At 70.9% G+C, this 22,082-nt stretch carries 20 protein-coding genes; 10 read left to right on the forward strand and 10 right to left on the reverse strand.

Annotated elements, in window-relative coordinates:
- The first annotated feature begins 11 nt into the window (after window positions 1–11).
- From WME85_RS43295 to WME85_RS43310, 4 genes are all read left to right on the forward strand, one after another.
- Window positions 12–1,916, forward strand: a complete 1,905-nt coding sequence (locus tag WME85_RS43295; RefSeq protein WP_437830079.1) for a sensor histidine kinase — start codon at window positions 12–14, stop codon at window positions 1,914–1,916.
- Between the two features lie 109 nt (window positions 1,917–2,025).
- Entirely contained in the window at window positions 2,026–3,048 is a 1,023-nt protein-coding gene (gene ruvB, locus WME85_RS43300; RefSeq protein ID WP_437304924.1) for a Holliday junction branch migration DNA helicase RuvB, read from the forward strand.
- Between the two features lie 117 nt (window positions 3,049–3,165).
- A complete protein-coding gene (locus WME85_RS43305; RefSeq protein ID WP_437830080.1) occupies window positions 3,166–5,193 on the forward strand; it encodes a PAS domain S-box protein in 2,028 nt (675 codons plus the stop codon).
- 35 nt (window positions 5,194–5,228) lie between these two features.
- On the forward strand, window positions 5,229–6,389 hold the full coding sequence (locus tag WME85_RS43310; RefSeq protein WP_437830081.1) for a sensor histidine kinase: 1,161 nt from the start codon (window positions 5,229–5,231) through the stop codon (window positions 6,387–6,389).
- A gap of 19 nt (window positions 6,390–6,408) precedes the next feature.
- On the opposite strand, the gene WME85_RS43315 is transcribed toward WME85_RS43310, so the two are convergent.
- From WME85_RS43315 to WME85_RS43345, 7 genes are all read right to left on the reverse strand, one after another.
- On the reverse strand, window positions 6,409–6,927 hold the full coding sequence (locus tag WME85_RS43315; RefSeq protein WP_437503349.1) for a hypothetical protein: 519 nt from the start codon (window positions 6,925–6,927) through the stop codon (window positions 6,409–6,411).
- On the reverse strand, window positions 6,927–7,628 hold the full coding sequence (locus WME85_RS43320; protein ID WP_437830082.1) for an anti-sigma factor family protein: 702 nt from the start codon (window positions 7,626–7,628) through the stop codon (window positions 6,927–6,929). Before WME85_RS43320 ends, WME85_RS43315 begins: the two co-directional genes overlap by 1 nt.
- Window positions 7,625–8,431 carry a sigma-70 family RNA polymerase sigma factor gene (locus WME85_RS43325; RefSeq protein WP_437830083.1) on the reverse strand — a complete coding sequence of 269 codons (807 nt, stop codon included), beginning with the start codon at window positions 8,429–8,431 and terminating at the stop codon, window positions 7,625–7,627. The genes WME85_RS43320 and WME85_RS43325 overlap by 4 nt, the downstream gene beginning before the upstream one ends.
- A 114-nt stretch (window positions 8,432–8,545) precedes the next feature.
- On the reverse strand, window positions 8,546–9,508 hold the full coding sequence (locus tag WME85_RS43330) for a S1C family serine protease (RefSeq protein WP_437830084.1): 963 nt from the start codon (window positions 9,506–9,508) through the stop codon (window positions 8,546–8,548).
- 185 nt (window positions 9,509–9,693) lie between these two features.
- Window positions 9,694–9,993 carry a DUF1844 domain-containing protein gene (locus tag WME85_RS43335; protein WP_437304931.1) on the reverse strand — a complete coding sequence of 100 codons (300 nt, stop codon included), beginning with the start codon at window positions 9,991–9,993 and terminating at the stop codon, window positions 9,694–9,696.
- Window positions 9,990–10,220 (reverse strand): hypothetical protein, encoded by a 231-nt coding sequence (locus WME85_RS43340; RefSeq protein WP_437830085.1) that lies wholly within the window; start codon window positions 10,218–10,220, stop codon window positions 9,990–9,992. Before WME85_RS43340 ends, WME85_RS43335 begins: the two co-directional genes overlap by 4 nt.
- A gap of 40 nt (window positions 10,221–10,260) precedes the next feature.
- Window positions 10,261–10,872, reverse strand: a complete 612-nt coding sequence (locus WME85_RS43345) for an FKBP-type peptidyl-prolyl cis-trans isomerase (protein ID WP_437830086.1) — start codon at window positions 10,870–10,872, stop codon at window positions 10,261–10,263.
- A 312-nt stretch (window positions 10,873–11,184) separates the two neighbouring features.
- Here WME85_RS43345 and WME85_RS43350 point away from each other — a divergent pair, with 312 nt between their 5' ends.
- The 4 genes from WME85_RS43350 to WME85_RS43365 are packed head-to-tail and all read left to right on the forward strand — an operon-like array spanning window position 11,185 to window position 15,655.
- Complete coding sequence (locus WME85_RS43350) at window positions 11,185–12,405, forward strand: efflux RND transporter periplasmic adaptor subunit (protein WP_437830087.1); 1,221 nt, start codon at window positions 11,185–11,187, stop codon at window positions 12,403–12,405.
- A gap of 6 nt (window positions 12,406–12,411) precedes the next feature.
- Window positions 12,412–13,209, forward strand: a complete 798-nt coding sequence (locus WME85_RS43355; protein WP_436620656.1) for an ABC transporter ATP-binding protein — start codon at window positions 12,412–12,414, stop codon at window positions 13,207–13,209.
- Window positions 13,206–14,426 (forward strand): ABC transporter permease, encoded by a 1,221-nt coding sequence (locus tag WME85_RS43360; RefSeq protein ID WP_437830088.1) that lies wholly within the window; start codon window positions 13,206–13,208, stop codon window positions 14,424–14,426. The genes WME85_RS43355 and WME85_RS43360 overlap by 4 nt, the downstream gene beginning before the upstream one ends.
- Window positions 14,423–15,655 (forward strand): ABC transporter permease, encoded by a 1,233-nt coding sequence (locus WME85_RS43365; RefSeq protein WP_437830089.1) that lies wholly within the window; start codon window positions 14,423–14,425, stop codon window positions 15,653–15,655. The genes WME85_RS43360 and WME85_RS43365 overlap by 4 nt, the downstream gene beginning before the upstream one ends.
- 76 nt (window positions 15,656–15,731) lie before the next feature.
- Here the strand turns inward: WME85_RS43365 and WME85_RS43370 are convergent, their stop codons facing one another.
- From WME85_RS43370 to WME85_RS43380, 3 genes are all read right to left on the reverse strand, one after another.
- Window positions 15,732–17,807, reverse strand: a complete 2,076-nt coding sequence (locus tag WME85_RS43370) for a S1 RNA-binding domain-containing protein (RefSeq protein ID WP_437830090.1) — start codon at window positions 17,805–17,807, stop codon at window positions 15,732–15,734.
- Window positions 17,808–17,936: 129 nt separating this feature from the next.
- Window positions 17,937–19,037 carry a P-loop NTPase gene (locus WME85_RS43375; protein WP_437830091.1) on the reverse strand — a complete coding sequence of 367 codons (1,101 nt, stop codon included), beginning with the start codon at window positions 19,035–19,037 and terminating at the stop codon, window positions 17,937–17,939.
- Window positions 19,038–19,160: 123 nt separating this feature from the next.
- Complete coding sequence (locus WME85_RS43380; protein ID WP_437830092.1) at window positions 19,161–20,426, reverse strand: hypothetical protein; 1,266 nt, start codon at window positions 20,424–20,426, stop codon at window positions 19,161–19,163.
- 278 nt (window positions 20,427–20,704) lie between these two features.
- On the opposite strand from WME85_RS43380, the gene WME85_RS43385 reads away from it, so the two are divergent.
- Together WME85_RS43385 and WME85_RS43390 are read left to right on the forward strand one after the other, a co-directional pair.
- Entirely contained in the window at window positions 20,705–21,370 is a 666-nt protein-coding gene (locus tag WME85_RS43385; protein WP_437830093.1) for a TlpA disulfide reductase family protein, read from the forward strand.
- A 142-nt stretch (window positions 21,371–21,512) separates the two neighbouring features.
- On the forward strand, window positions 21,513–22,040 hold the full coding sequence (locus WME85_RS43390) for a TlpA disulfide reductase family protein (RefSeq protein ID WP_437830094.1): 528 nt from the start codon (window positions 21,513–21,515) through the stop codon (window positions 22,038–22,040).
- Window positions 22,041–22,082 lie beyond the last annotated feature (42 nt).

Below are 22,082 nucleotides of genomic sequence, written 5' to 3' on the forward strand. Positions count from 1 at the left end.
CCGACGAGCGCATGAGAGACGACGCGATCCACTTCGCGAGGCGCGTGCTGGTGCGCCAAGCGCTGGTCGGCCTCGCCGCGTTCGGGGCGATCGCGGCGCTCGCGCCGAAGCTGCTCATCCTGGAGCAGGACGTCGCCGCGAGCGTGCTCTCGGTGGGGGCCAAGATCGCCCTCGCCGCGGTCGGGGCGACCACGCTGCTGACCCTGCTCCGCCTGCGCACCCACCGGGACCTGCTGCGCTCGCTCATGATCGGCGCGCGCGACATCGATCACGAGGAGCTCGAGCGGTTCGCCGAGCTGCCGCCGTCGCTGGCGCTGCGCTTCGTCGTGGCGAGCTCGACGATCTCGAGCCTCACGATGATCCCGGGGATCAGGCCGGAGAAGCTCGACGACGGCCGCGCGGTCAGCCTGCTCATCCTCGCGATCACGATCCTCTGCGCGTCCGCGATCCCGCACTACGTGCTGACGCGCGCCACGACGTTCAGCCTCTTCGAGATCAGCCCGGCCGAGGCGATCGGCGCCTTGCTCGAGACGGCCGAGCTGTACCAGACGCCGCGCCGGCGGGTCACCGCCAAGCTGCTCCTGTCCGTCGCCGCGCCGGTGCTGCTCGTCGGCGTCGGGGCGGTGCTCATCGCGAACGCGCACCTCCAGACGTTCATCGAGCGGAGCCGCCGCGCGACCGCGGGGCTCATCGCGCGCACGGCGCTCGACCCGGCGCTCGGCGCGATCGAGGAGGCCGATCGCAACGACGTGGTGGCCGCCGCCGCGGAGTTCGGCTTCCTCGCGCGCGTGGAGCAGAACTGCGTGGGCGCGGAGCCCTCCTTCGGCCGCGAGGCCGACGGGCAGATCGCGGTGATCACGCCGCTCGACGGGGGCTGCGTCAACACCCGGTTCTCCGCGGACCTCGAGCCCTCCGCCGCGATCTGGGGCGCGCTCGTCGCGCTGCTCGCGGTGCTGGTGGCCGGCGCGCTCGGCAACCTCTTCGGCCGCGTCCTCGCCGCCGATCTCGTGCACGCGACGAAGCAGGTGCGCCTGCTCGGCACGGACAGCGTGCTCCGCGGCGCCACCCAGATCGCGCGCCCCGCCCGGTTCGCCGTCGTCGCCCGGCTCGGGCACGCCATCGAGGATCTCGCCGAGCGCTTCCGCGTCTTCGCCGCGGCGCAGGAGCGCGCGCTCGAGTCCCGCGAGGCCGCGCAGCGCATGCGCGGCCTCCTGTTCGCGAGCGTGAGCCACGACCTCAAGAGCCCGCTGAACGCGATCCTCGGGTTCGCCGAGCTCGTGGGCCAGGAGGACCTGACCGCCGCGCAGCGCGAGAGCCTGGAGCTCATCTCGACGCGCGGCCGGGAGCTCCTCGGCCTCATCGAGTCGATCCTGGACGCCGCCCGCGTCGAGGCCGGGCAGCTCACGCTCGAGCCGCAGCCGACGTCCGTCGGCGCGCTCATCGCGGGCGCCCTCCGCAAGGCGCGCGAGCTCGCGAGCGACGCGGACGGCGAGGTCGTCGTGGAGGTCGGCGACACCCTGCCGCTGATCCCGGTCGATCAGGCGTACGCGACGCGGGCGATCGCGGTCATCGTCGCGCACGCGCTCAGGACCGGCGCGGCCGACCCGTCCGCCCGCCTCGTGCGTCTCACCGCGACGATGGCCGGTGAGTTCAACAGCGAGGTCCGTATCGACATCGAGTACGGCAGCCGCGACGTGCCGCCGGAGGAGCTGGAGGCCCTGTTCAGCCGGCAGACCACGGCGCGCGGGCGCGGTCTGACGCTCGGCCTCAGCCACGCGCGGTCGGTGATCGAGCTCCACGGCGGCTCGCTCGAGGTGGACGGCGCCCCCGACGGCCGCCCGCTCTGCCGCGCTCGGCTGCCGCGCGTCCCGCCCCCGCGCCGCCCCCGCCTCTCGTCGGTCCCCGCGCTCGGCTGAACCCGCGCTCGGCTGGACCCGCGCTCGGCTGGACCCGCGCGCGCCACGACCGCATGGATCGCCGCCCGGATCGCTTCCCTTCGCCCTCCGCCCGCGGTACTCCCGTGGCATGGCTGAACGGGCGCTCTCTCCTGCCGAGACAGGCGACGACGATCGCTTCGATCGCCTCTTCCGGCCTGCCTCGCTCGCCGAGTACGTCGGCCAGGCCAAGCACACGGAGAACCTCAAGGTCTTCGTCGAGGCCGCGCGCCGGCGGCGCGAGCCGCTGGATCACATGCTGTTCTGCGGCCCGCCCGGGCTCGGCAAGACCACGCTCGCCCACATCCTCGCCCGCGAGATGGGCGTCACGCTCCACGTCACGAGCGGGCCGGCGATCGAGCACAAGGGCGCGCTGGCCGGGTTGCTGACCAAGCTGGAGCGCAACGACGTGCTGTTCATCGACGAGATCCACCGGCTCACCCCGGCGGTCGAGGAGAGCCTCTACCCCGCGATCGAGTCGTTCAAGATCGACATCATGACCGGCGACGGCCCTTACGCGACGACGATCCAGCTCGCGCTGAAGCCCTTCACGCTGGTCGGCGCGACGACCCGCACCGGGCTGCTCACCGCGCCGCTCCTGTCGCGCTTCGGCCACGTCGTCCGCCTCGATTTCTACCCCGTCGAGGAGCTCGAGCGCATCGTGCAGCGCAGCGCCGGCCTGATCGAGGTGCCGATCGACGCCGGGGGAGCGCGCGAGATCGCGGCCCGCGCGCGCGGCACCCCGCGCGTCGCGAACCGGCTCCTGCGCCGCGTCCGCGACTTCGCCGAGGTGCTCGGTGACGGCGCGATCACCATGGCGATCGCGCGAAAGACCGCCGAGCGGCTCGAGATCGACGCGGCCGGGCTCGACGAGATGGATCGGCGGCTGCTGCGCGTCATCATCGACCACTACGACGGTGGCCCGGTGGGCGTCGACACGCTGGCCGCGGCGCTCAGTGAGCCGCGCGACACGATCGAGGACGTGTACGAGCCGTTCCTGCTGCAGCAGGGCTTCCTCGGTCGCACGCCGCGGGGCAGGATCGCGACCCGCCGCGCGTACGAGCACCTGGGCCTCTCGGCGCCGGCGGCGAAGCAGGGCGACCTCTTCTCGTAGCGCTCGCGCGAGGACGGCGAGGACGGCGAGCGCGGCGAGGATGCGAAGACGCGCCGGCGTCGCGCCGAACGCGGAAATTCTCTGATCGCCACGGCTTGGAGTCGATAAGCTGGCGGTGTGTCTCGCCGCGATCCTGTGCTCGTCGTCGATGACGATGCCGTCAGCCGGCAGATGTTGCTGCACGCGCTGGCCGACGCGGGCATCGAGACCATCGCCGTCACCTCGGGCGCGGAGGCGCTCGCGTGGCTCGAGGCGAGCGTGCCAGCGCTCGTGCTGCTCGACCTCGTGATGCCGCCTCCGGACGGGTACGTCGTCCTCAGCGCCGTGCGGGACAACCCGCGGACGCGGGACGTCCCCGTCGTCGTGCTGACGGCGCTCGACGCCGACGAGGAGGTCGCGCGCGCCTTCGAGATCGGCGCCGACGACTTCATCCGCAAGCCGTTCCGCCCGGCGGAGCTCATCGCCCGCATCCGCGGGCAGCTCCGGATCCGCGACTACGTCGACGCGCTCGCGCGCAAGGAGCACGACGCGAAGGTCGTCCTCGAGCTCACGCAGGCGCTCTCCTCGACGCTCGACTTCCGGAACATCCTCTTCACGGTCGTGCGGCGCATCGCCGAGGTGGCCCGCGTCGACCGCTGCAGCATCGTGCTCGTGCGCGACCAGGGCGACGTCGGCTACGTGGTCGCCGCGAGCGACGACAAGGAGCTCCGAGATCTGCCGATCGACCTCGGCAAGTACCCGGAGATCCAGCGGGTCATGCGCACGGGCGACGTGCTCGTGATCGACGACGCGAAGGCGCACCCGCTGTTCGACATCGTGCGCGCGGAGCTCCCCGAGAACGCGTTCCGCTCGCTCGCGCTCCTGCCCATCCTGTTCGAGGACAAGCCGCTCGGCGTGCTCTTCCTGCGCGGCCGGCAGCCGGTGGCCCCCCACGCGCACGAGCTCTCGCTCGCCCGCACGGTCGCGAGCGCCACCGCGATCGCCCTGCGCAACGCGCGCATTCTGCAGTCGCTCCGCGACCAGACGCAGCAGAGCACCTTCGCGCGGTTCGAGGCGGAGCGCCGGCTCAAGGCGCTCCAGCGCTACGCTGATTTCTTCCACTCGACGGCGGACGGCATCATCGTCGTCGACCCCGACGGCCACATCCTCTTCTCCAACCCGCGCGCGCAGGCGATCACCGGGCGCACGGCCGAGGCTCTCGAGAGGGCCAACCTGGCCGACCTCGTCGACGCGCGCGAGCACCCCCTCCTCGAGGAGATCCGGGCCGGCTTCGCCAGCGGATCGTTCCCGCACATGGTGGACTTCACCGTGATGCGGGGCGAGCCCGAGCACGAGAAGCTCATCCTGAGCTTCAGCTTCAGCAGCGTCCTTCGAGAAGAGAGCGGCGCCGTCCTGGTCAGCTTCCGCGACGTCACCATGGAGCGCGCCACCGAGGCCGAGCTCACCAAGACGAAGGAGTTCCTGGAGCGCGTCATCGAGAGCTCCGTCGACGCGATCGTCTCGGCCAACATGGCGGGGATCGTCCTGCTCTTCAACCGCGCCGCCGAGCGGATTTACGGCTACGACGCGAAGGAGGTCGTCGGCGCGATGAACGTCCGCGCGCTCTACCCCGACCACAACGCCGAGCAGATCATGCGGCTCATCCACGCGAAGGAGCACGGCGGCCCTGGCCGGCTCGAGGGCTACCGCACCGAGGTCCTCGCCAAGGACGGGTCGCGCATCCCCGTGCACCTCTCCGCCGCGTTGATCTTCGAGAACGGCGTCCCCGTCGGCTCCGTCGGCATCTTCACGGACCTGCGCGAGCGGATGCGCATGGAGGCCCGCCTCACCGAGGCGCAGGAGGAGCTCCGCGCTCGCGAGAAGCAGGCCATCATCGCCGAGCTCGCGGGCGCGGCCGCGCACGAGCTGAACCAGCCGCTCACCAGCGTGCTCGGCTACGCCGAGCTGATCTGCCGCCGGATCGACGACGCGTCCCCGATCAAGGGGGCCGCGGCCACGATCCGCAGCGAGGCCGAGCGGATGGCGGAGATCGTCCGCAAGATCGGCAAGATCACCCGCTATGAGACGAAATCCTACGTCGGTGCCGCGAAGATCATCGACCTCGACCGGTCGAGCGGCGACGACCCGAACCGGGTGATCGGGTGAGCGGAAGGACCGCGGAGCGCCTGGGGGAGCAGCCGTTGTCCGACGCTCCCGTCACGCTCCGGAAGCCCCTCACCCGGGACATCCCGCTCGAGTGGATCGACACCCTGTTGATCGCGGCGAGCGAGCTCGATCCCTCCGCCTCGCTCGAGCAGCGCGCCTCGGCGCTGCTCGGCGCCGCCGAGAAGACGCTCACGGGCTGCGGGTTCGGCGCCTGCATCCCCGGCGCGGCCGGCGCGCAGGTGGTCGTCCGGGTGTCATCGCGCGCCCGCCGCGAAGACCCCCGCGATCCGGCGCGGCTCCTGCCCGAGTTCGCGTTCGAGCGCGCCGTGGCGATCGAGCCGGAAGGTCGCTCGAGCGTGCACATCGCGGCCGACGACGCCGGTTACCTCGACAGCGCGCCGATCCATGCGCTGGTCGACCGGCTCGTGCTCGCCCTGCGGATCACGATCCGCGAGGCGCGGGCGCAGCAATCGCTGCGCGACCAGATCATCCAGGCCGAGAAGCTGGCGTCCCTCGGGAAGATGGCCGCCGGCGTCGTGCACGAGCTCAACAATCCGCTCACCTCGATCCTCGCTTACTCCGAGTACCTGCGCCGCAAGGGCGAGCGCAGCGGCTTCGACCCCTCGGATCTCGAGCGGCTCGCGAGGATCAACGACGCGGCGGACCGCATCCGCCGCTTCTCGCGCGATCTCATCGCCTACTCGCGGCCTTCGACGGAGAGGCCGGGCGCCGTCTCCCTCCACGACATCATCGAGCGCGCGCTCGTCTTCTGCGAGCACCTCCTCGAGCAGACAGGCGTCACCGTCGAGAAGTGCTTCGGCGAGATACCGCCCGTGCATGGCGTCATCGACCCGCTGACGCAGGTGTTCGTCAACCTGTTCACGAACGCGGCGCACGCGATGCACGAGCGCGGCGGCTGCCTTGGCATCGCGACCGCGATGTCGCCGAGCGACGGCTACATCACCGTGACCATCCAGGACGAGGGGCACGGGATCAACGCCGAGCACCTGCCGAGGATCTTCGACCCCTTCTTCACGACGAAGACCGACGGGACCGGCACCGGCCTCGGCCTGAGCATCGTGCGGAACATCGTCGCCTCGCACGGCGGCGCCATCCGCGCGACCCCGCGCGCGCCGCGCGGGACGGCCTTCTACCTCGACCTGCCGATCGCGCTGCCGTCCTCGGCGCGCCGCTGAGCCCCGAGCGCCCCCTGGCTCAGGGAGCGACCTTGACGCCGAGCACGAGCACGCCGCCCATGTGCTGCTGACCCGCCACGAAGAAGTTCTCGCCGGCCTTGGCGTTCACCTCGAGCAGCGGCAGGAACGTGTTGCCGCCTGGCTTCTGGATGCTCGCGCTGATCACGAAGCGCTTCGGCTCGTCCTGCTTCTTCCCGGCCACCACGTCCTTCAGCGACACCATGAGGACGCTGCCGTTCGGCAGCTTGGTGGTGGTCGGCTTGCCCTTCTGCAGGCTGATCTTCAGGCGATCGAGGAGCTTGTAGCTGTTGTACGCCGAGAACGGCGGCTTCCCGAGCTCGGGCATCTTGCCGATCTTCGGATCGATCCCGGTCCCATCGTTGGTCGCGTGCAGGACCACGACCTCGGACGTGACCGCGGCGTCGGACGGCGCCGCCGGCGCGGGGGCCGGCGCCTTCTCTTGCGCGATCGCAGGGGAAGGGCTCGCGCCGAGCGCCAGGACCATCATCGCGGTGATCGCACTCGCAAGAAATCTCATCACTGTCCTCCCGGACCGTCATCGGAGAGCCAAACCACCGTGGTCGTCGGGCCTGAGGCCACGGCCTCCCGCGGAACGTAGAAGATGGTGCCCATGCGCGCCCCGAAGTCGACCGCGGCGATCTCGACGCCGGGCTCGACCTCGCCCTCGGCGCTCGGCGCGGCGGTGGGCTCGTGCGCCGGCGCCACCGGCGGAGGGGCGAGCACCTCGGCGGGAGACGGCGTCGGCAGCGCCGCGCTGGGCGCCTCCACGCCCATGCGGCCCCAGACCATCAGCGCGGCGGCCGCGGCCACGGCGAGCGCTGTCAGCGCGAAGATCCCGCGCGCGTTGTCGTTGGCCGGCGGCTGCTGCAGGCGCGCCGGCGCGCGAGGCAGCTCGCCAGACGGCGCCGCGATCGGCCGCGCGGCGGCGCCGCTGTCCGCCGTCGCGACCGCCGCCGGCGCCGCGTGGATCTTCGCCATGACCTCGTCGGCGATGCGGTCGGCCGCGCTCGAGGCCAGCGCGCCGTCCCGGATCATGTCGGCAGCGGTGACGAGCCCTGCGACCTTCGCGCGGCAGCGCGGGTCGTGGAGCACGTACTCCTCCACCTGCCGGTGGCGCGCTTCGTCGAGCTCACCGTCGACGTAGAGCATCAGCTCCATGTCCGTCGGCGGGGCGCTCGCTTCTCCGTGGTTCGCCTTGCTGCTGTTGGCGGTACTCACGCGATCTCCTCCGGGTCCTCTGCGGGGCCCTTGCCCTCTTCCTCCGCGTAACAGTCAGCGAGGGCACGCTGAAGCTTCTGCCGGGCATGGAACAGGCGGCTCATGATCGTCCCCTTCGAGACCCCCATGGCCTGGGCCATCTCCTCGTAGGACATCCCCTCGACCTCGCGCATCAGGATGACGCCTCGGTGGTAGGGCGGCAGCGCGTCGAGCGCGGCCTGGATGCGCCCGGCGATCTCCCGGCGCCGGACGACGTTGAGGGGGTCGGCGCCGTCGATGCGAGCGACGAGCGGGAAGTCGGACTGCTCTTCCGCTGCGTGGTTTTCCTGGAGCTCGAGGTCGCGCCGCCCCGGCTTGCGCATGAGGTCGATCGCCAGGTTCGTGACGATCCGGTAGAGCCAGGTGAAGAACGACGAGCCGCCCTGGAAGGAGCCGAGGCCCTTGTAGACCCGGAGGAAGGCGTCCTGCACCAGCTCGCGCGCGTCGTTCTCGTCGCGCACGAGCCCCATCGCGATCGCGAAAGCCCTGCGCTGGTGCCGTTCCACGAGCGAGCGGAATGCCGCCTGGTCACCCTGCTGCGCCCGTTCGATGAGCTCACGATCCTCCTCCGCCTCTCGCCGCCGTGCCTCGCGATTGGACGCACGGGCCGAGGCGCTATTCAGGCGCGCGTGGAGCTGCTTCGCGTCACGACGGTCGCCGTCCGCCGGCGGGTCGTCGCCTTCCGGTTCTCCCGGCTCATCGCCGGGATCGCCCGGGGGCGCGACCCGCTCAAGCTCGTCCGGGGGGGCAGGTGCAGAGGCCACGGGGGTCAGCTTACCTGAGGAGGCTGGGGGACAAGGGACGCCGCGACGCAGCCTGCCTCGTACGGCCCGCGGCGGCCGGCGGAGTTGCCGGGCAAGGGACGGCGACCGGCCGGCTCACGGCTCATCGGGCTCTTCGTTGAGCTCGGGGAGCTCGCCCAGCGTGAGACGCACATCGAAGACGCGCTCGAGCCGGGCGACGCGGAGCGTAACAGTCTTGCTGACGCCGGCGATGCTGGCCATCCACCGCAGCTCGTTCGGGTCGGAAATCGCCTTGCCCTCGAAGCCGATGATCACGTCGTCCGGCGCGATACCGGCCCGCTCCGCGGGTCCCCCCGCCACCACCGTCTTCACCCACGCCCCCTTGCGATCCGGGCGCTTGAGCCGCCCCGCCTCGATCGAGTTGAGGACGTCGACGATCACCCCGACCTGGCTCCGCCGGATCTTCCCGTCGCGCAGCAGCATCGGCAGGAGCTGCCGCACCATGTTGATCGGGATCGCAAAGCCGATGTTGTTGGCGTTGGCGCGCACGGCCGCGTTGATGCCGACCACCTCGCCCTTGAGGTTCAGGAGCGGGCCGCCGGAGTTGCCCGGGTTGATGCTCGCGTCCGTCTGCAGGAAGTTGAAATAGCCGCTCGGGTCGAGCCCCTTCACGTCATCCCGGGTGCGGCCCTTGGCGGAGAGGATGCCCGCCGAGACCGTGTGGGAGAGGCCGAACGGGTTGCCGATCGCGACGACCCAGTCGCCGACCTCGGTCAGGTCCGAGTCGCCGAGGGGAAGCGACGGGAAGCCCTTCTCCTCGACCTTCAGCACGGCGACGTCCGTGTGCTTGTCGCGGCCGACGACGGTGGCCTTGATGTCGCGGCCATCGACGAAGCTCACGAGGATGTCGGTCGCGCCCTCGATGACGTGGTTGTTCGTCAGCAGGTAGCCTTCAGGGTCGTAGACAAAGGCGGTCCCGAGCCCCTCGGCGACCGTGCGGCGGCGGCCACCGGGCTGCTGCTGCCGCTCGACGCGCGCCTTGACCGTCGCGACGGCCGGGTCTGCCCGGCGCGCGAGCGGCGCGAAGGACCCGGGCATACCCTCGGACCGGACGATCGGAGGAGGTGGCGGCGCGGGAGGAGGCGACGGGGTCGTCGCCACGGGCACGGCGCCCGAAGGGACGGCGGAGCTGCTTGCGCTGGAGGTGTGGCCAGGAGAGCCCTTGCTGCACGCGACGCCCAGCCCGGCGAGGAGGACCCACGCGAGAGCCCTGGCGCCGACGGTCACGACCGCTTCGAGACCTCGAGGTAGCGCATCCGCAGATCGTAGAGCGCCGTCTCGAGCAGCCGTTCCTCGTCGCCGGTGAGGTTCCCCTTCGTCTTCTCCTGGAGCAGCGTGAGCAGATCGATGTCCTGATGCGCCAGGACGAGGTTCTGCTCCTCGTTGCCCTCAGGGCTGGGCGCGTCGCCCAGGTGCACGTACGCGGAGCCGATGATCGACAGCACGAACGTCGAGAAGTCGAGCGTCGGCAGCTCCGGGGGGCTCCCCGGCGGGAGGTCCTCCTGATCCGTCGCGTCGCTCACTCTGACCCTTCGTCGTCGAGCTCAGGCTCGACCCGCGGCCCATGCGTTGAAGCGCCGAGCGCCGGCTGATCGACGGCGATCATATCGGCTTGCTCCTCCAGGTCCGGCAGGCTCGCGAGGTGCGACTCGACGGTCCCGGCGCTGAGCGTCCCGCTCGCCAGAAGGCGCTCGCGCACCCGGCGATCGAGGTGCAGCTCCGTCAGCTTGCCCTTCTCACCCACAGTCATGATGTGATCTCCTCGGACAACCCGCCTGTTCGCGGCGGGCTTATGACGACTTCTTCGAGAGCGTCACGAGCACTTCCCCATCGCCGTGCCCGTGATGGTGACTGTGATCGTGGTCATGGTCGTGATCGTGATCGTGATCGCAGCACCCAGCGCTCTCGGATTCCTCGATGCGCTCCTCGAGCTCGGCCTGCGCCTGCGCGATCTCCTCCTCGCTGGCGGCGCGCACTTCGCTGACCTGGACCTGAAAGCGGACCTTCTGACCAGCCAGGGGGTGGTTCGTGTCGACCCGGAAGCCGTCGGGGAGGACGTCGACGACCCGGAGCGCGACCGGCTCTCCGTCCGGCCCCTGGGCGATGAACTCGTCGCCGACCTCGACCTCACCTGCGTCGGGGAAATCGGCCTTGTCGACCTCGAACACGCCGGAGTCATCGTGCTCGCCGAAGGCGTCCTCCGGCTCGACGGCGATCTCTCGCTGCTCGCCGGCGCGCAGCCCCTCCAGGGCGCGCTCGAGGCCAGGCACGATCTGGGCGTACCCGTGCACGTAGACGAGCGGCTCCGCGGTGGACGCCTGGTCGACCGCTTCGCCTTTCTCGTTCAAGAGGACGTACGAAAGCGTGACGACCGTGTCCGTTGCGATGGGCAGCGACTCCATAGGCGGCGGTTGGTTTGCCACGGCGGTTCCGCGGTTTCAAGCGAGCCGCGCCTGCGCGGCGGCATGCTATGAGGACGTCCGATGGCCGATTCCATAGCTCGGGCGACCGGTCGCGACCCCCTCGACGCGTCGGCCTCAGCTGCGCAGGTCGGTCCGGAAGCAGAGCGCGCTCGCGCCGGAGAAGCGTCGCCGGGCGGGGCTCGACCGGCCTCTGCCGCGCCTCCACCCCACGGCGCTTCGCCCCGGGGCCCCGGCGAGGGCGCACCGTCGCCGCGGCGCGGGCGGGAGGGCCTGGAGCAGGAGCTTTCCCGGGTGGGCACGAAGCGGTGGCTCGGTCGGCTCGGCGCCCTCGCGGCGATCGCGGCGCTCGTCGCGGCGGTCGTCGTGTGGCGGATCCAGACGAGACCGCCGCCGCCGCCGCGCTACGTCGCGGGCGATATCACCACGGGCGACGTGATCGAGGTGGTGCAGTCGACGGGGCAGGTCAAGCCGCTCACCGAGGTGCAGGTCGGCGCGCAGGTCTCGGGGCGAATCACCAAGGTTTACGTGGACTTCAACAGCATCGTGAAGGCCGGCGACGTGCTGGCGGAGATCGATCCGACGCTCTTCGGGGCGCAGATCGACTCGAACCAGGCGCAGCTGGAGGCGGCGAGCGCGAGCGTCGTGCGCGCCGAAGCCTCGCTCGGGACGGCCAAGCAGCGGCTCGATCGCGCGAAGCGGATGGTCGTCGAGGGGGTGGGCTCGCAGGCCGATCTCGACACGGCGCAGGGCGCCTACGACGTCGCGCTCGCCGATCTCGCGGCGTCCAAGGCGCAGGTGGCGCAGCTCAGGGCGGTGCTCCGCTCCTCCACGACGAACCTCCAGTACACGCGCATCTTCTCGCCCATCGACGGGGTCGTCATCAGCCGCGCGATCGACCCGGGGCAGACCGTGGCGGCGAGCTTCCAGGCGCCCACGCTCTTCGTGATCGCCCAGGATCTTCGCAAGATGCGCGTGCTCGCCGACATCGACGAGGCGGACGTCGGCCGGCTCCGCGAGGCCATGGAGGCGGACGTCAGCGTCGACGCGTTCCCGGGCGAGACGTTCCGGGGGACGGTGAGCCAGGTGCGCTACAGCCCCTTGAACCAGTCCGGCGTCGTGACCTACGCGGCGGTCGTCGAGGTCGACAACCCCGACGTCAAGCTGCGGCCGGGGATGACGGCGACGGTGAGCATCCGGTCCGGCGAGGCCAGGGGGGTGCGGCGGCTGCCGAACGCGGCGCTCCGGTTCAAGCCGGCTCCAGAGCGGGACAAGGACGGCAAGGAGATCAAGGGGCCGCCCCTCGAGCCGCTCCCGCCGAAGAAGGGTCGCGTCTACGTGCTGACCGACGCGACGCCCGGCGCGGAGAAGATCGAGCCGCGCGTCGTCGACGTCGGGATCACCGACGGCATCTTCACCGCGCTGTCGACGGACCTCGGCCCGGTCAAGGTCGTCACCGACGAGAACGACAGCCCGTCCGCGAGCGGCAGGGGGCGCGGCCCCCGGCTGTTCTGAGGCGTGATGCTGCAAGAGGGCCAAGGCGTCGCCGCGGTGCTCCGAGACGAGCCGCTGATCGAGCTCTCGAGCGTCGGCAAGGACTACACGACCGAGGCCGTCATCGTGAGGGCGCTCCGCCACGTCGACCTGACGATCCAGCACGGCGATTTCGTCGCGATCGTCGGGCAGAGCGGCTCGGGCAAGAGCACCTTGATGAACATCATCGGGTGCCTGGACCGGCCGACCCGGGGCACCTACCGGCTCGACGGGCTCGACGTCACCCGGCGCAGCAACGACGCCCGCGCGATCGTGAGGAACCGCCTCATCGGGTTCGTCTTCCAGGGGTTCAACCTGCTGCCGCGGACCACGGCGCTCGAGAACGTCGAGCTGCCGCTCGTCTACCGGGGCATCGGCGCCGCGGAGCGGCGCAAGCGGGCGCTCGAGGCGCTCGGCGCGGTGGGGCTGGCCGATCGCCTGCACCACACGCCGAACCAGCTCTCGGGGGGCCAGCAGCAGCGCGTCGCCATCGCGCGGGCGCTCGTCACCTCCCCGCCGCTGCTCCTCGCCGACGAGCCCACGGGCAACCTCGACACGCGCACGAGCTATGAGGTGCTCGGGCTCCTGCAGCGCCTCAACCTCGACGGGATCACCATCGTCCTCGTCACCCACGAGCCGGACATCGCCGCCTGCGCGAGCCGCGTGATCACGATGCGCGACGGCGAGGTCCGCAGCGATCTCAGGAACGAGCGCCCGGTCGACGCGGCGGAGGCGCTGGCCGCGCTGCCGCGCCCCGAGGCGGAAGCGCGCGAGCAGGCGCCGTGAGGGGCTACCTCGACGCCGTCCGGATCGCGCTGCGCGCCATCGTCCGATCGAAGCTCCGCGCCGCCCTGACGGTGCTCGGCATCCTGATCGGGGTCGCGGCCGTCGTGGTCGTGGTGGCGCTCGGGACGGGCGTGCGCAACCGCATCCTGGGAGAGATCTCGGGCCTTGGCGCGAGCTCGATCTACGTCTTCCCGCAGTCGACGCAGGCGTCAGGGCTGAGGCGGCGCGAGAGCGCGAGGATGTCGGAGGCCGACGGGCTCGCGATCCTCGAGGAGTCGACCAGCGTGGCCGCGCTGAGCCCGTTCAGCTCGACCTCGATGCAGATCGTGGCCGGGGAGGCCAACGTCGCGACCCAGGTCATGGGCGTGACGCGGAGCTACCTCACGATCCTCTCGTACCGCGTCGCCACGGGAGAAGGCTGGACCGAAGCAGACGAGCAGCTCAAGACGAAGGTCTGCGTGATCGGCGAGACCGTCCGGGAGAACCTGTTCGGCTCGGGCGAGGCCGTGGGGCAGTACCTCCGGATCGGCAAGCACCCGTTCCGGGTGATCGGGGTGCTCGAGAAGAAGGGCCAGTCGCCTTTCGGCGAGGACCAGGACGATCGGCTGCTCATGCCGATCGGCAGCTTCCGATCGCGCGTCATCCCGAGCGCGCCGGGCAGGGTGCAGATGCTCCTCGCGGCCGCGACCAGCGAGCGCACCGTCGACCGCGCGGTGGAGCAGATCGACAGGATCCTCCGGCAGCGCCACGAGGTTGCGCCGGACGATGAGCCGGACTTCGTGATCCGCACGCAGGCGGAGTTCCGCGCGTCCCAGGAGCGCATCCTGGACACCTTGACGATGCTCCTGTCCTCGATCGCCGCCGTGTCGCTCCTCGTCGGCGGCATCGGCGTCATGAACATCATGCTCGTCAGCGTCACGGAGCGGACGCGCGAGATCGGCATCCGCATGGCGATCGGCGCCTCGGAGGGCGACATCCTGGTCCAGTTCCTCGTCGAGGCGATCACCCTGTCGCTCATCGGCGGCCTCATGGGCCTCGGCGCTGGGCTCGGCATCATCAAGGTCTTCGCCGCGGCGCTCGGCTGGAGCATGACCTTGCCGGCCAGCGCGGTCGTCGTCGCCGTCGGGACGAGCGCGACGATCGGGGTCGTGTTCGGGTTCTTCCCGGCGCGCCGCGCCGCGCGTCAGGATCCCATCACCGCCCTGAGGCACGAGTGATCGCGGCGCTCACCCGCATCCTCTCGGCGATCGTGATCGCGCTGCGCGCCGTCCGCCGGAACAAGCTGCGCGCGGGGCTCACGATCCTGGGGATCACGATCGGCGTCGCGGCCGTGGTCACCGTCACCGCGCTGGCGAGCGGCGCGCGCGCCAACGTCAACGCGCAGATCTCGAACCTCGGCTCCAACTCGCTCATCGTCTTCGCCCGCTCCGCCCGCGCCTCCGGTGTCCGCAGCACCACCGGCACGAAGCTCTCGGAGCTCGACGCCCAGGCGCTCGTGCGCGAGTCGACGAGCATCCGGATCGCGGCGCCGTTCCTCAGGTCGAGCGCCCAGGTCATCTACGAGGGCCAGAACGCGAGCCCGACGCTCGTCGGCACGCGCCTCAGCTACTTCGAGATCCGGAACTGGAAGGTGGCTCAGGGAGAGCCGTGGAGCCCCGCCTCGGAGAACCTCTCCGAGAAGGTCGCCGTGATCGGCGCCCAGACCGCGCGGGATCTGTTCGGATCGCTCGATCCGATCGGCCGCATGGTGCGGGTCGGCCGCCACGCCTACCGCGTGGTCGGCGTGCTCGAGGAGAAGGGGGCGTCGCCCTTCGGACAGAGCCAGGACGACATCCTGCTGATGCCGATCACCACGATGCGGTCGCACGTCGTCGCGACGCGGCCGGGAGAGGTGCACGCGATCTTGCTGAGCTCGACGTCCGCCGAGACGTCCGAGCGCGCCAGGCAGCAGGCCGAGGCGATCCTCCGGCAGCGGCACCGCATCGGCGAGAACGACGAGGACGACTTCGCCGTCCGGAGCCAGGCGGAGTTCCAGGCCATGCAGGACGCGATCTTCGCGGCGCTCTCGGCGCTGCTCGTCAGCATCGCGGCGGTGTCGCTCGTCGTCGGCGGCATCGGCGTCATGAACATCATGCTGGTCTCGGTCACGGAGCGCACCCGGGAGATCGGCATCCGGATGGCCATCGGCGCCCGCGAGATCGACATCCTGCTGCAGTTCCTGATCGAGGCGCTCGTGCTCGCCACGCTGGGAGGCCTCGTCGGCAGCGCGCTCGGCTACGGCGTCATCCTCGGGTTCTCGAGCGCCCTCGGCTGGCCCATGAAGCTCGAGCCAGTGGCGCTCGGCGTCGCGCTCGGGGTGAGCACGGCCATCGGGCTCGTCTTCGGGTTCTTCCCGGCGAGACGGGCAGCGCGCATGGATCCTGTGAACGCGCTCGGGCGCGAGTAGCGCGCACCTCCCCGGGCCACCGCGGCGCCCTGGGCAGGCGGAGGCGCGGCCGCGCGGGCGGCGCGCGCCTCTCAGCTCAGCTCTTCTTCATCAGGTCGGCGAAGGTGCCGAACTTGGCCTCGCGAGCGACGCCCGCGCGGTACTGCTGGTACGCCTGCTTCTCGGCGTCTTCCTTGAGGGCGCGGATCGACAGCTTGGCCTCGCCTCGGCGCGGATCCACCTCGATGACCTTCGCGTCGAGCTGGGCCCCGATGGGGAACTCCTTGCGGAGGTCGGTGCCGCGCTGCGTGCCGGTGTGGCCGGCCGGGATGAAGCCGCGGGCCGCCCGCCCCGTGGCGCCGAGCACCCGGACGACGAGCCCACCCTCGGTCACCTGCGTGACGGCGACCTTCACCGCCTTGCCCTGCTGCACGCGCTGGCGCGGCTCGCTCTCCTCGCCCTCCGGCGGGGCGGGGTGGAGCCCGATCCGCCGGGCCGCGGCGTCGCAGGTCGCGACGACCACGTCGATGTCGTCGCCGACCTTCACGACCTCGTTCGGGTGCTGGATCGGCTTCATCGAGAGGTCGGCCGTGTGGATGAGCCCGTCGATGCCCGGCTCGAGCTCGACGAACGCACCGAACGGCTGCAGGCGAGCGACCTTGCCCTTGTGGCGCGAGCCGACCGCGTACTTGTCCTTCACCGCGTCCCACGGGTCGACCGTGGCGGCCTTGCGGCTCAGCCACAGCTTGCCCTTGTCGTCGACGCGCAGGATCTTCACGTCGATCTCGGCGCCCGGCTTGAACAGGTCGGCCAGCTTGGCGCCGCGGTCGTGGCTCGCCTCGCTCATGTGGACCAGCCCCTCGACGCCGCCGGCGTCGGGGAGCGCGACGAACACGCCCCACGCGACGACCTTGCGCACCACGCCCTTGTGCAGCGAGCCGGGCTCGATCGACGTGAGCGCCTCGGTGCGCGCCCGCCGGCTCTCTTCCTCGAGCATCTTGCGGCGGGACACGACGATGTCGCGCCCCTTCTTCGCGAACTGCGTCACGATGAAGTCGAGCCGCTGGCCGACGAGGTAGTTGAGGTCGGCCCCGTGGCGCAGGTCGACGTGCGACGCCGGCGCGAAGGCGCGGAGACCGCCGAGGTCGACCTCGAGCCCGCCCTTGACCGCTCCGGTCACGAACCCTTCGATCGCCTCGCCGCTCTGGAGCGCCGCCTCTGCGCGCGCGCGCGCCTGATCGAGCTGCACCGGCGCCCGCGACAGGAGGAGCATGCCTCCGCGCACCCCGGTGCTCGCCACCGTCGCGATGAACTGATCGCCATCGACGGGAGGCTCTTCATCGACGATCTCGCGCCGATCGAACAGCCCCGTGGCCTTCCCGGCGATGTCGATCCAGATGGCGTGGTCGGTGATCCTGCTGACCTTGCCGAACACCTCCTCGCCGATGCTGAAGGCCGGGCGCTCGCGCGGCGGCGGAGCGCCCTGCCCCTTCCGGCGCTTGCGCTTCTCACCGCCGGGCTGGGGCTGTCCCCCCGCCTCGTCGGCCGCCTGCTCCTCCTCGCCCTCGTCTTCTGCAGCGTCGGACGGCTCCGCCTCGCCCGCCTCGCCGACCTCGCCAGCGGCTCCGGCCGCCTCGGCCGCCTCGGCTCCAGGCTGGCCCGCCTCGTCCCCGCCCTTGCGGCGACGGCGGCGACGGCGCTTCTTTCCGGCGCCTCCCTCCGCGGACGGGGCCGCGCCGGCCTCACCGGCGGGCGCGGGCTTCGCGGCTTGCGCGGGCTTCGCGCCCTGCGCCGGCTTCGCGGCCGCCGGAGGGTTCCGCCTGCCCGGGGCTCCCGGCTTGCGGTTCCCTATATCGTCCCGCGGCAGGCCCGGGACGCGATTGCCGATGTCATCGCCGGGCTGCTCTTCCCAGTCGTCGTCGTCATCATCGGCAGCGCTCGCCGGGGCGGCGGCTGCCGCTGCGACGGGGGTCGCCTCGGATGGGGTCGAGCTCGCCTGCGGCGATGTCTCTCCGCCGGGCGCACCGCTCGCTTCAGGCGGGGGGGTGGACCCCGCTTCGTGAGCTTGGGCTGCCTGCTCGGGCGCAGCGTTCGACGACTCGAGCGGGCCGCCCTGGTCGGCCGGAGCTGCCGGCGCGTCCGCCGGCGTGGTGTTATTTTCGTGGGTATTCATCCGCGCCTCGCGCGAAAACGCATGCCGATGGGGGCGAAACGTGCTCGCGTTCTCTCCAGCGGCCCCCTCGGTTTGATTGGGGGGGAAGGGGCCGGAACCATAACGTACCCGGGACGTTTACGCGAGAGCCTACCGCATGATGGGCAGGTGCTTGTTGGTCCCGCCGCTCCGATCGATGCGCAGGCCGCCCCCGCTCGCGAGGTCGTGGGCGCTGACCTGGGCGGCCAGCCGCTCCGCCACATCCAGGAAAGCGCGTGCGATCGGGCTGCCCGGGGCAGCCTGAACGACCGGGGTGCCGGCGTCGCCCCACTCCCGGATGGCGGCGTCCATCGGGATCTGGCCGAGCAGCGGCGCCTCGGCGAACTCGGCGATCTTCTGCCCACCGCCGGCCCCGAAGAGCTCGTGCCGCTTGCTGCACCCGTCGCACACGAAGTAGCTCTCGTTTTCCACCACGCCGAGCAGGGCGATCCCGACTTTCTGGGCCATCGAGACGGACTTGTACACGTCCTGGAGGGCCACCTCCTGCGGCGTCGTCACGACGATCGCGCCCGTGGTCCTCATCTTCTGGGAGATCGTCAGCGCGATGTCGCCGGTCCCCGGCGGCAGATCCAGCACGAGGTAATCGAGCTCACCCCATTCCACGTCGCGCATGAACTGGATCAGGGCGTTCTGGAGCATCGGCCCGCGCCAGACGACCGCCGACCTCGGATCCTCCAGCAGGAAGCCGATGGACATGAGCTTCACGCCGAAGCGCTCGAGCGGCAGGAACTTCTGTCCGTCGGCGGACGTCGGGCGACCCATCACGCCGAGCATGGTCGGGACGCTCGGCCCGTACATGTCCGCGTCGAGCAGGCCGACCTTCGCCCCCTCGCGGCTCAGCGCCAGGGTCAGGTTCGCGGCGACGGTGCTCTTGCCCACGCCGCCCTTGCCGCTCATCACGAGGACGATGTTCCGCACGCCCGGGGACGGATCGTCCGGCAGGATGGTGCGCGTCGGGATGCTGACGTCCCATGCGACGCGGACCTCCTTCGCGCCGGCGCCCTTCAGGGCCGCGTCGATGTCCGCCGCGAGCCGCTGCTTGAAGTAGCTGGTCAGCTCGACGGTGAGCGACACCGCGCCGTCCTCGACCGAGAGATCCCGGACGCGCCCGAGCTCCGTGAGGGGGCGCTGCAGGTCCGGAGCGGTGACCTTTGCCAGCGCGGCGAGCGCGGCGTCCTTCGTGATGGGCATGGGCGGAGGGAGTTAGGACTGCTCGGGATTCACGTCAACCGGCGAGCGCGGCGCACCCGTGGCCGCTCGGTTCACCGCCCGGGCGGAGGGCCACGTCGGCCGCCCTGCGCCCGGCCGGCCTCCTCACCAGCAGGTGACGACCTTGGAGCCCTGATCCCTGGGGTCGAGCAGGCGCGACGGCAGGTAGCAGCGCGAGTCCACGCAGTCCCCGCCCGAGTTCGTCTCGACGCACACGCACTCCCCGGCGAGCCCGCCGGGCGATTTCGGGCAGACGTCCTCTGCGTTGTTCTCGTTCAGCGGTGTGGCCGGGTCGTCCATGGTGCACCGGACGGGCAACGCCGCATCCATACACGCGCGCTGGCCGCGCAGCGTCGTCGTGCACTCCATCGTGGAGTCTGCACCGCCGCAGTCCTTGTCGTTGCGGCACGGCTCGCAGAAGTTGCCCTCCCCGACGCAGGCGCCGAACCGCGGCGTGCACACGCCGCCCTCGCACTGGTAGTCGAGGTCGCAGTCCGGGTCCGCGCTGCACGACCGGGCGCACCGGCTCTCGCCGCCGATCGTGACGCAGCGCTGCCCTTGCACGAGCGAGCAGTCGAGATCGGAGCTGCACGGCGCGCACTGGGCGCGCTTCACGCAGGTCGTGCGCAGCAGGCAGAGCGGCCCCTCGACATAGGAGTTGCCATCGCCGAGCGTCGAGGAGTCGATGCAGTCTTCGGTGGTCTCACCGCAGAAGCTGTTATTCCCCTTGTCCGTGCCGCAGATCGCGTGAGGATCCCGGGTCAGCGCGCACTCGAAGCCGCCGGGGCAGTCCGCGTCCTCCGCGCAGTGCGGCTGCGTGCAGTAGGCCTCCGCGTCCCCTTCCCCCTTGCCGAGACACTCGAGGCCGAGCGAGGTGCACTCGCTGGGGGCGCACGTCGGAATGAAGCAGTAGCTGCCGTCGCTGCACTTGCCGGCGCTGCAGGCGGGGTCGTCGCCGCATACCGCGGTGTCGCGCTGGCACTCGCCGGGGTTGCCGTTGCACTGCACCGGGTTGCACGGCGTGCTGTCGGGGCAGCGCCCGAACTGGGCGCACTCGGAGCCGAACGGACAGGAGGCCCCGAAACCCACGATTTTCCCGTTTGGTCTGCAGACGGAGATCTCGGCCTTCGTGTCGTCCTCCTCGGCCGGCATACAGTCCTGGAGACCAGGGATGCACTCAAGGTGGCTGCTGCACTTGAGCACGCAGCGGTTGCCGACGCAGGTGTTCCCTTCCACGCAGCGATCGGGCCTGCACTTGCCCTCGCAGACCCCGTCCACGACGACCCCCCCGAAGCATTCGTCTCGCGGAGTGTCCGACGAGGAGCAGGCGCCGCTCGCGCCGGCAGCCCCCATCGCCAGGCAGCCGAGCATCAGGAACGCGTGGATACGACGGAGACGGGGCCGATGGGCGCTCTGAGAGGCGACAACCTGCTGCATAGGACCTCAGCGCGGGAAACGCCCGCGGATCGGGGCAGGCACGGCGGGCCTGACCGGAGATTGCGGAAAGAACCCCCCGAGCGAAGCGGGCTCGACAAGGTTGCCCTTGACGCCCCCGGGGCCGCCCAGAAGAATGAGCACTCGTACACCATACTTCAGGCGGTGGCATCATGCGAATGGACGCTGTTCTCGGTGGGATGGGCCTTGGCCTCGTGGCAGCCTTGGGGCTCGTCGGCTGCGCGGGAGAAGAGGATCCCATACCGGCTCCTGATTTTCCCGAGGGGACGGGGCAACCTGCGGCCAACGCTGCTCGCTACCCTGCAGGCCCCTATGGGATCAACCCCGGCCGGGTGATCGCGAACTATCAGTTCGTCGGGTACGCCGACGCCCACGCAAACAACGACACGATGCAGCCGATTCAGCTCGCCGACTTCTACAACCCGACCGGGACGGAGGTCTTTCCCGAGGGCTCGCAGTACGGCGCTGGCGACCCGAAGCCGAAGGTGCTGCTGATCGACGTCTCGTCCGTATGGTGTGGCCCCTGCAAGGACGAGGCGGAGTCGGTCCTGCCCAGGCTCTACGAGAAGTATCAGCCGCAGGGCGGCGAGTTCCTGGTTCAGCTCGCGGACGGGAGGAATCCGGGCGAGCCGGCGGTGGCGCGCGACCTGCACCGCTGGACGACCCAGTACGAGGTGAAGTACCCGTCGGCGATCGACCCTTCGTACAAGCTCGGCGCGCTCTTCCAGGCCGACGCGTTCCCTGCGAACATGCTCGTCAAGACGCAGGACATGACGATCGTCGAGGTCGTCGCCGGCGTGCCCGTGGAGAACAGCACTTTCTGGCGAACCTTCGAGAAGATCATGAACGGCGAGATCTGAACGGATCGCCGTGGGCGCACCGCCGAGCCACGTGACGACGCGCCCGTGTGGAACACCCTGCCAGGGCGCGACAGGCGCCCGCGACGTTGAGCCTCATGCCGGTCCGCCGCTCAGGCCGGGCCATTCGCTACGGAAGCCCCCGATGAACCGAACACCTCGCTACGCGCTCTCGCTGGCGTTCACTCTCCTCAGCCTCGCTGCCACCTCGTGCGGAGCAGCCTCCGGCGGCTCCTCGGCGAGCCCGGCGCCGGACTTCTCGCTCCCCGCCCTCGACGGCAAGACGGTCAGGCTCTCGGACTACGCCGGCAAGAGCGTCGTACTGATCGATTTCTGGTCGACCACCTGCGATCCGTGCCTGGCGGAGATGCCCCACCTCGTCGAGCTCTACAAGAAGCACAGGGACAAAGGGTTCGTCGTGCTCGCCGTGTCGCTCGACGGGCCGGAGTCTCGCGCGCAGGTGAGCAGCACGGTCCATGACAGGGAGATGATCTTCCCTGTGCTGCTCGATGAGGAGACGACCGTGGCCGCCAAGTACAACCCGAAGCGCGAGCTTCCGTTCTCCGTGCTCATCGGACGAGACGGCTCGATTCTCCACAAGCGCGGCGGGTACCAGCCCGGCGACGAGGCCGTGCTCACCGAGCAGGTCGAGAAGGCGCTCGTCCAGCAGTAGCGTCGGAGGCGGTCCCCCGGCCAGTAGCGTCGGAGGCGGTCC

Source organism: Sorangium sp. So ce1153 (assembly GCF_051521595.1).
Taxonomy (GTDB): Bacteria; Myxococcota_A; Polyangia; order Polyangiales; family Polyangiaceae; genus Sorangium.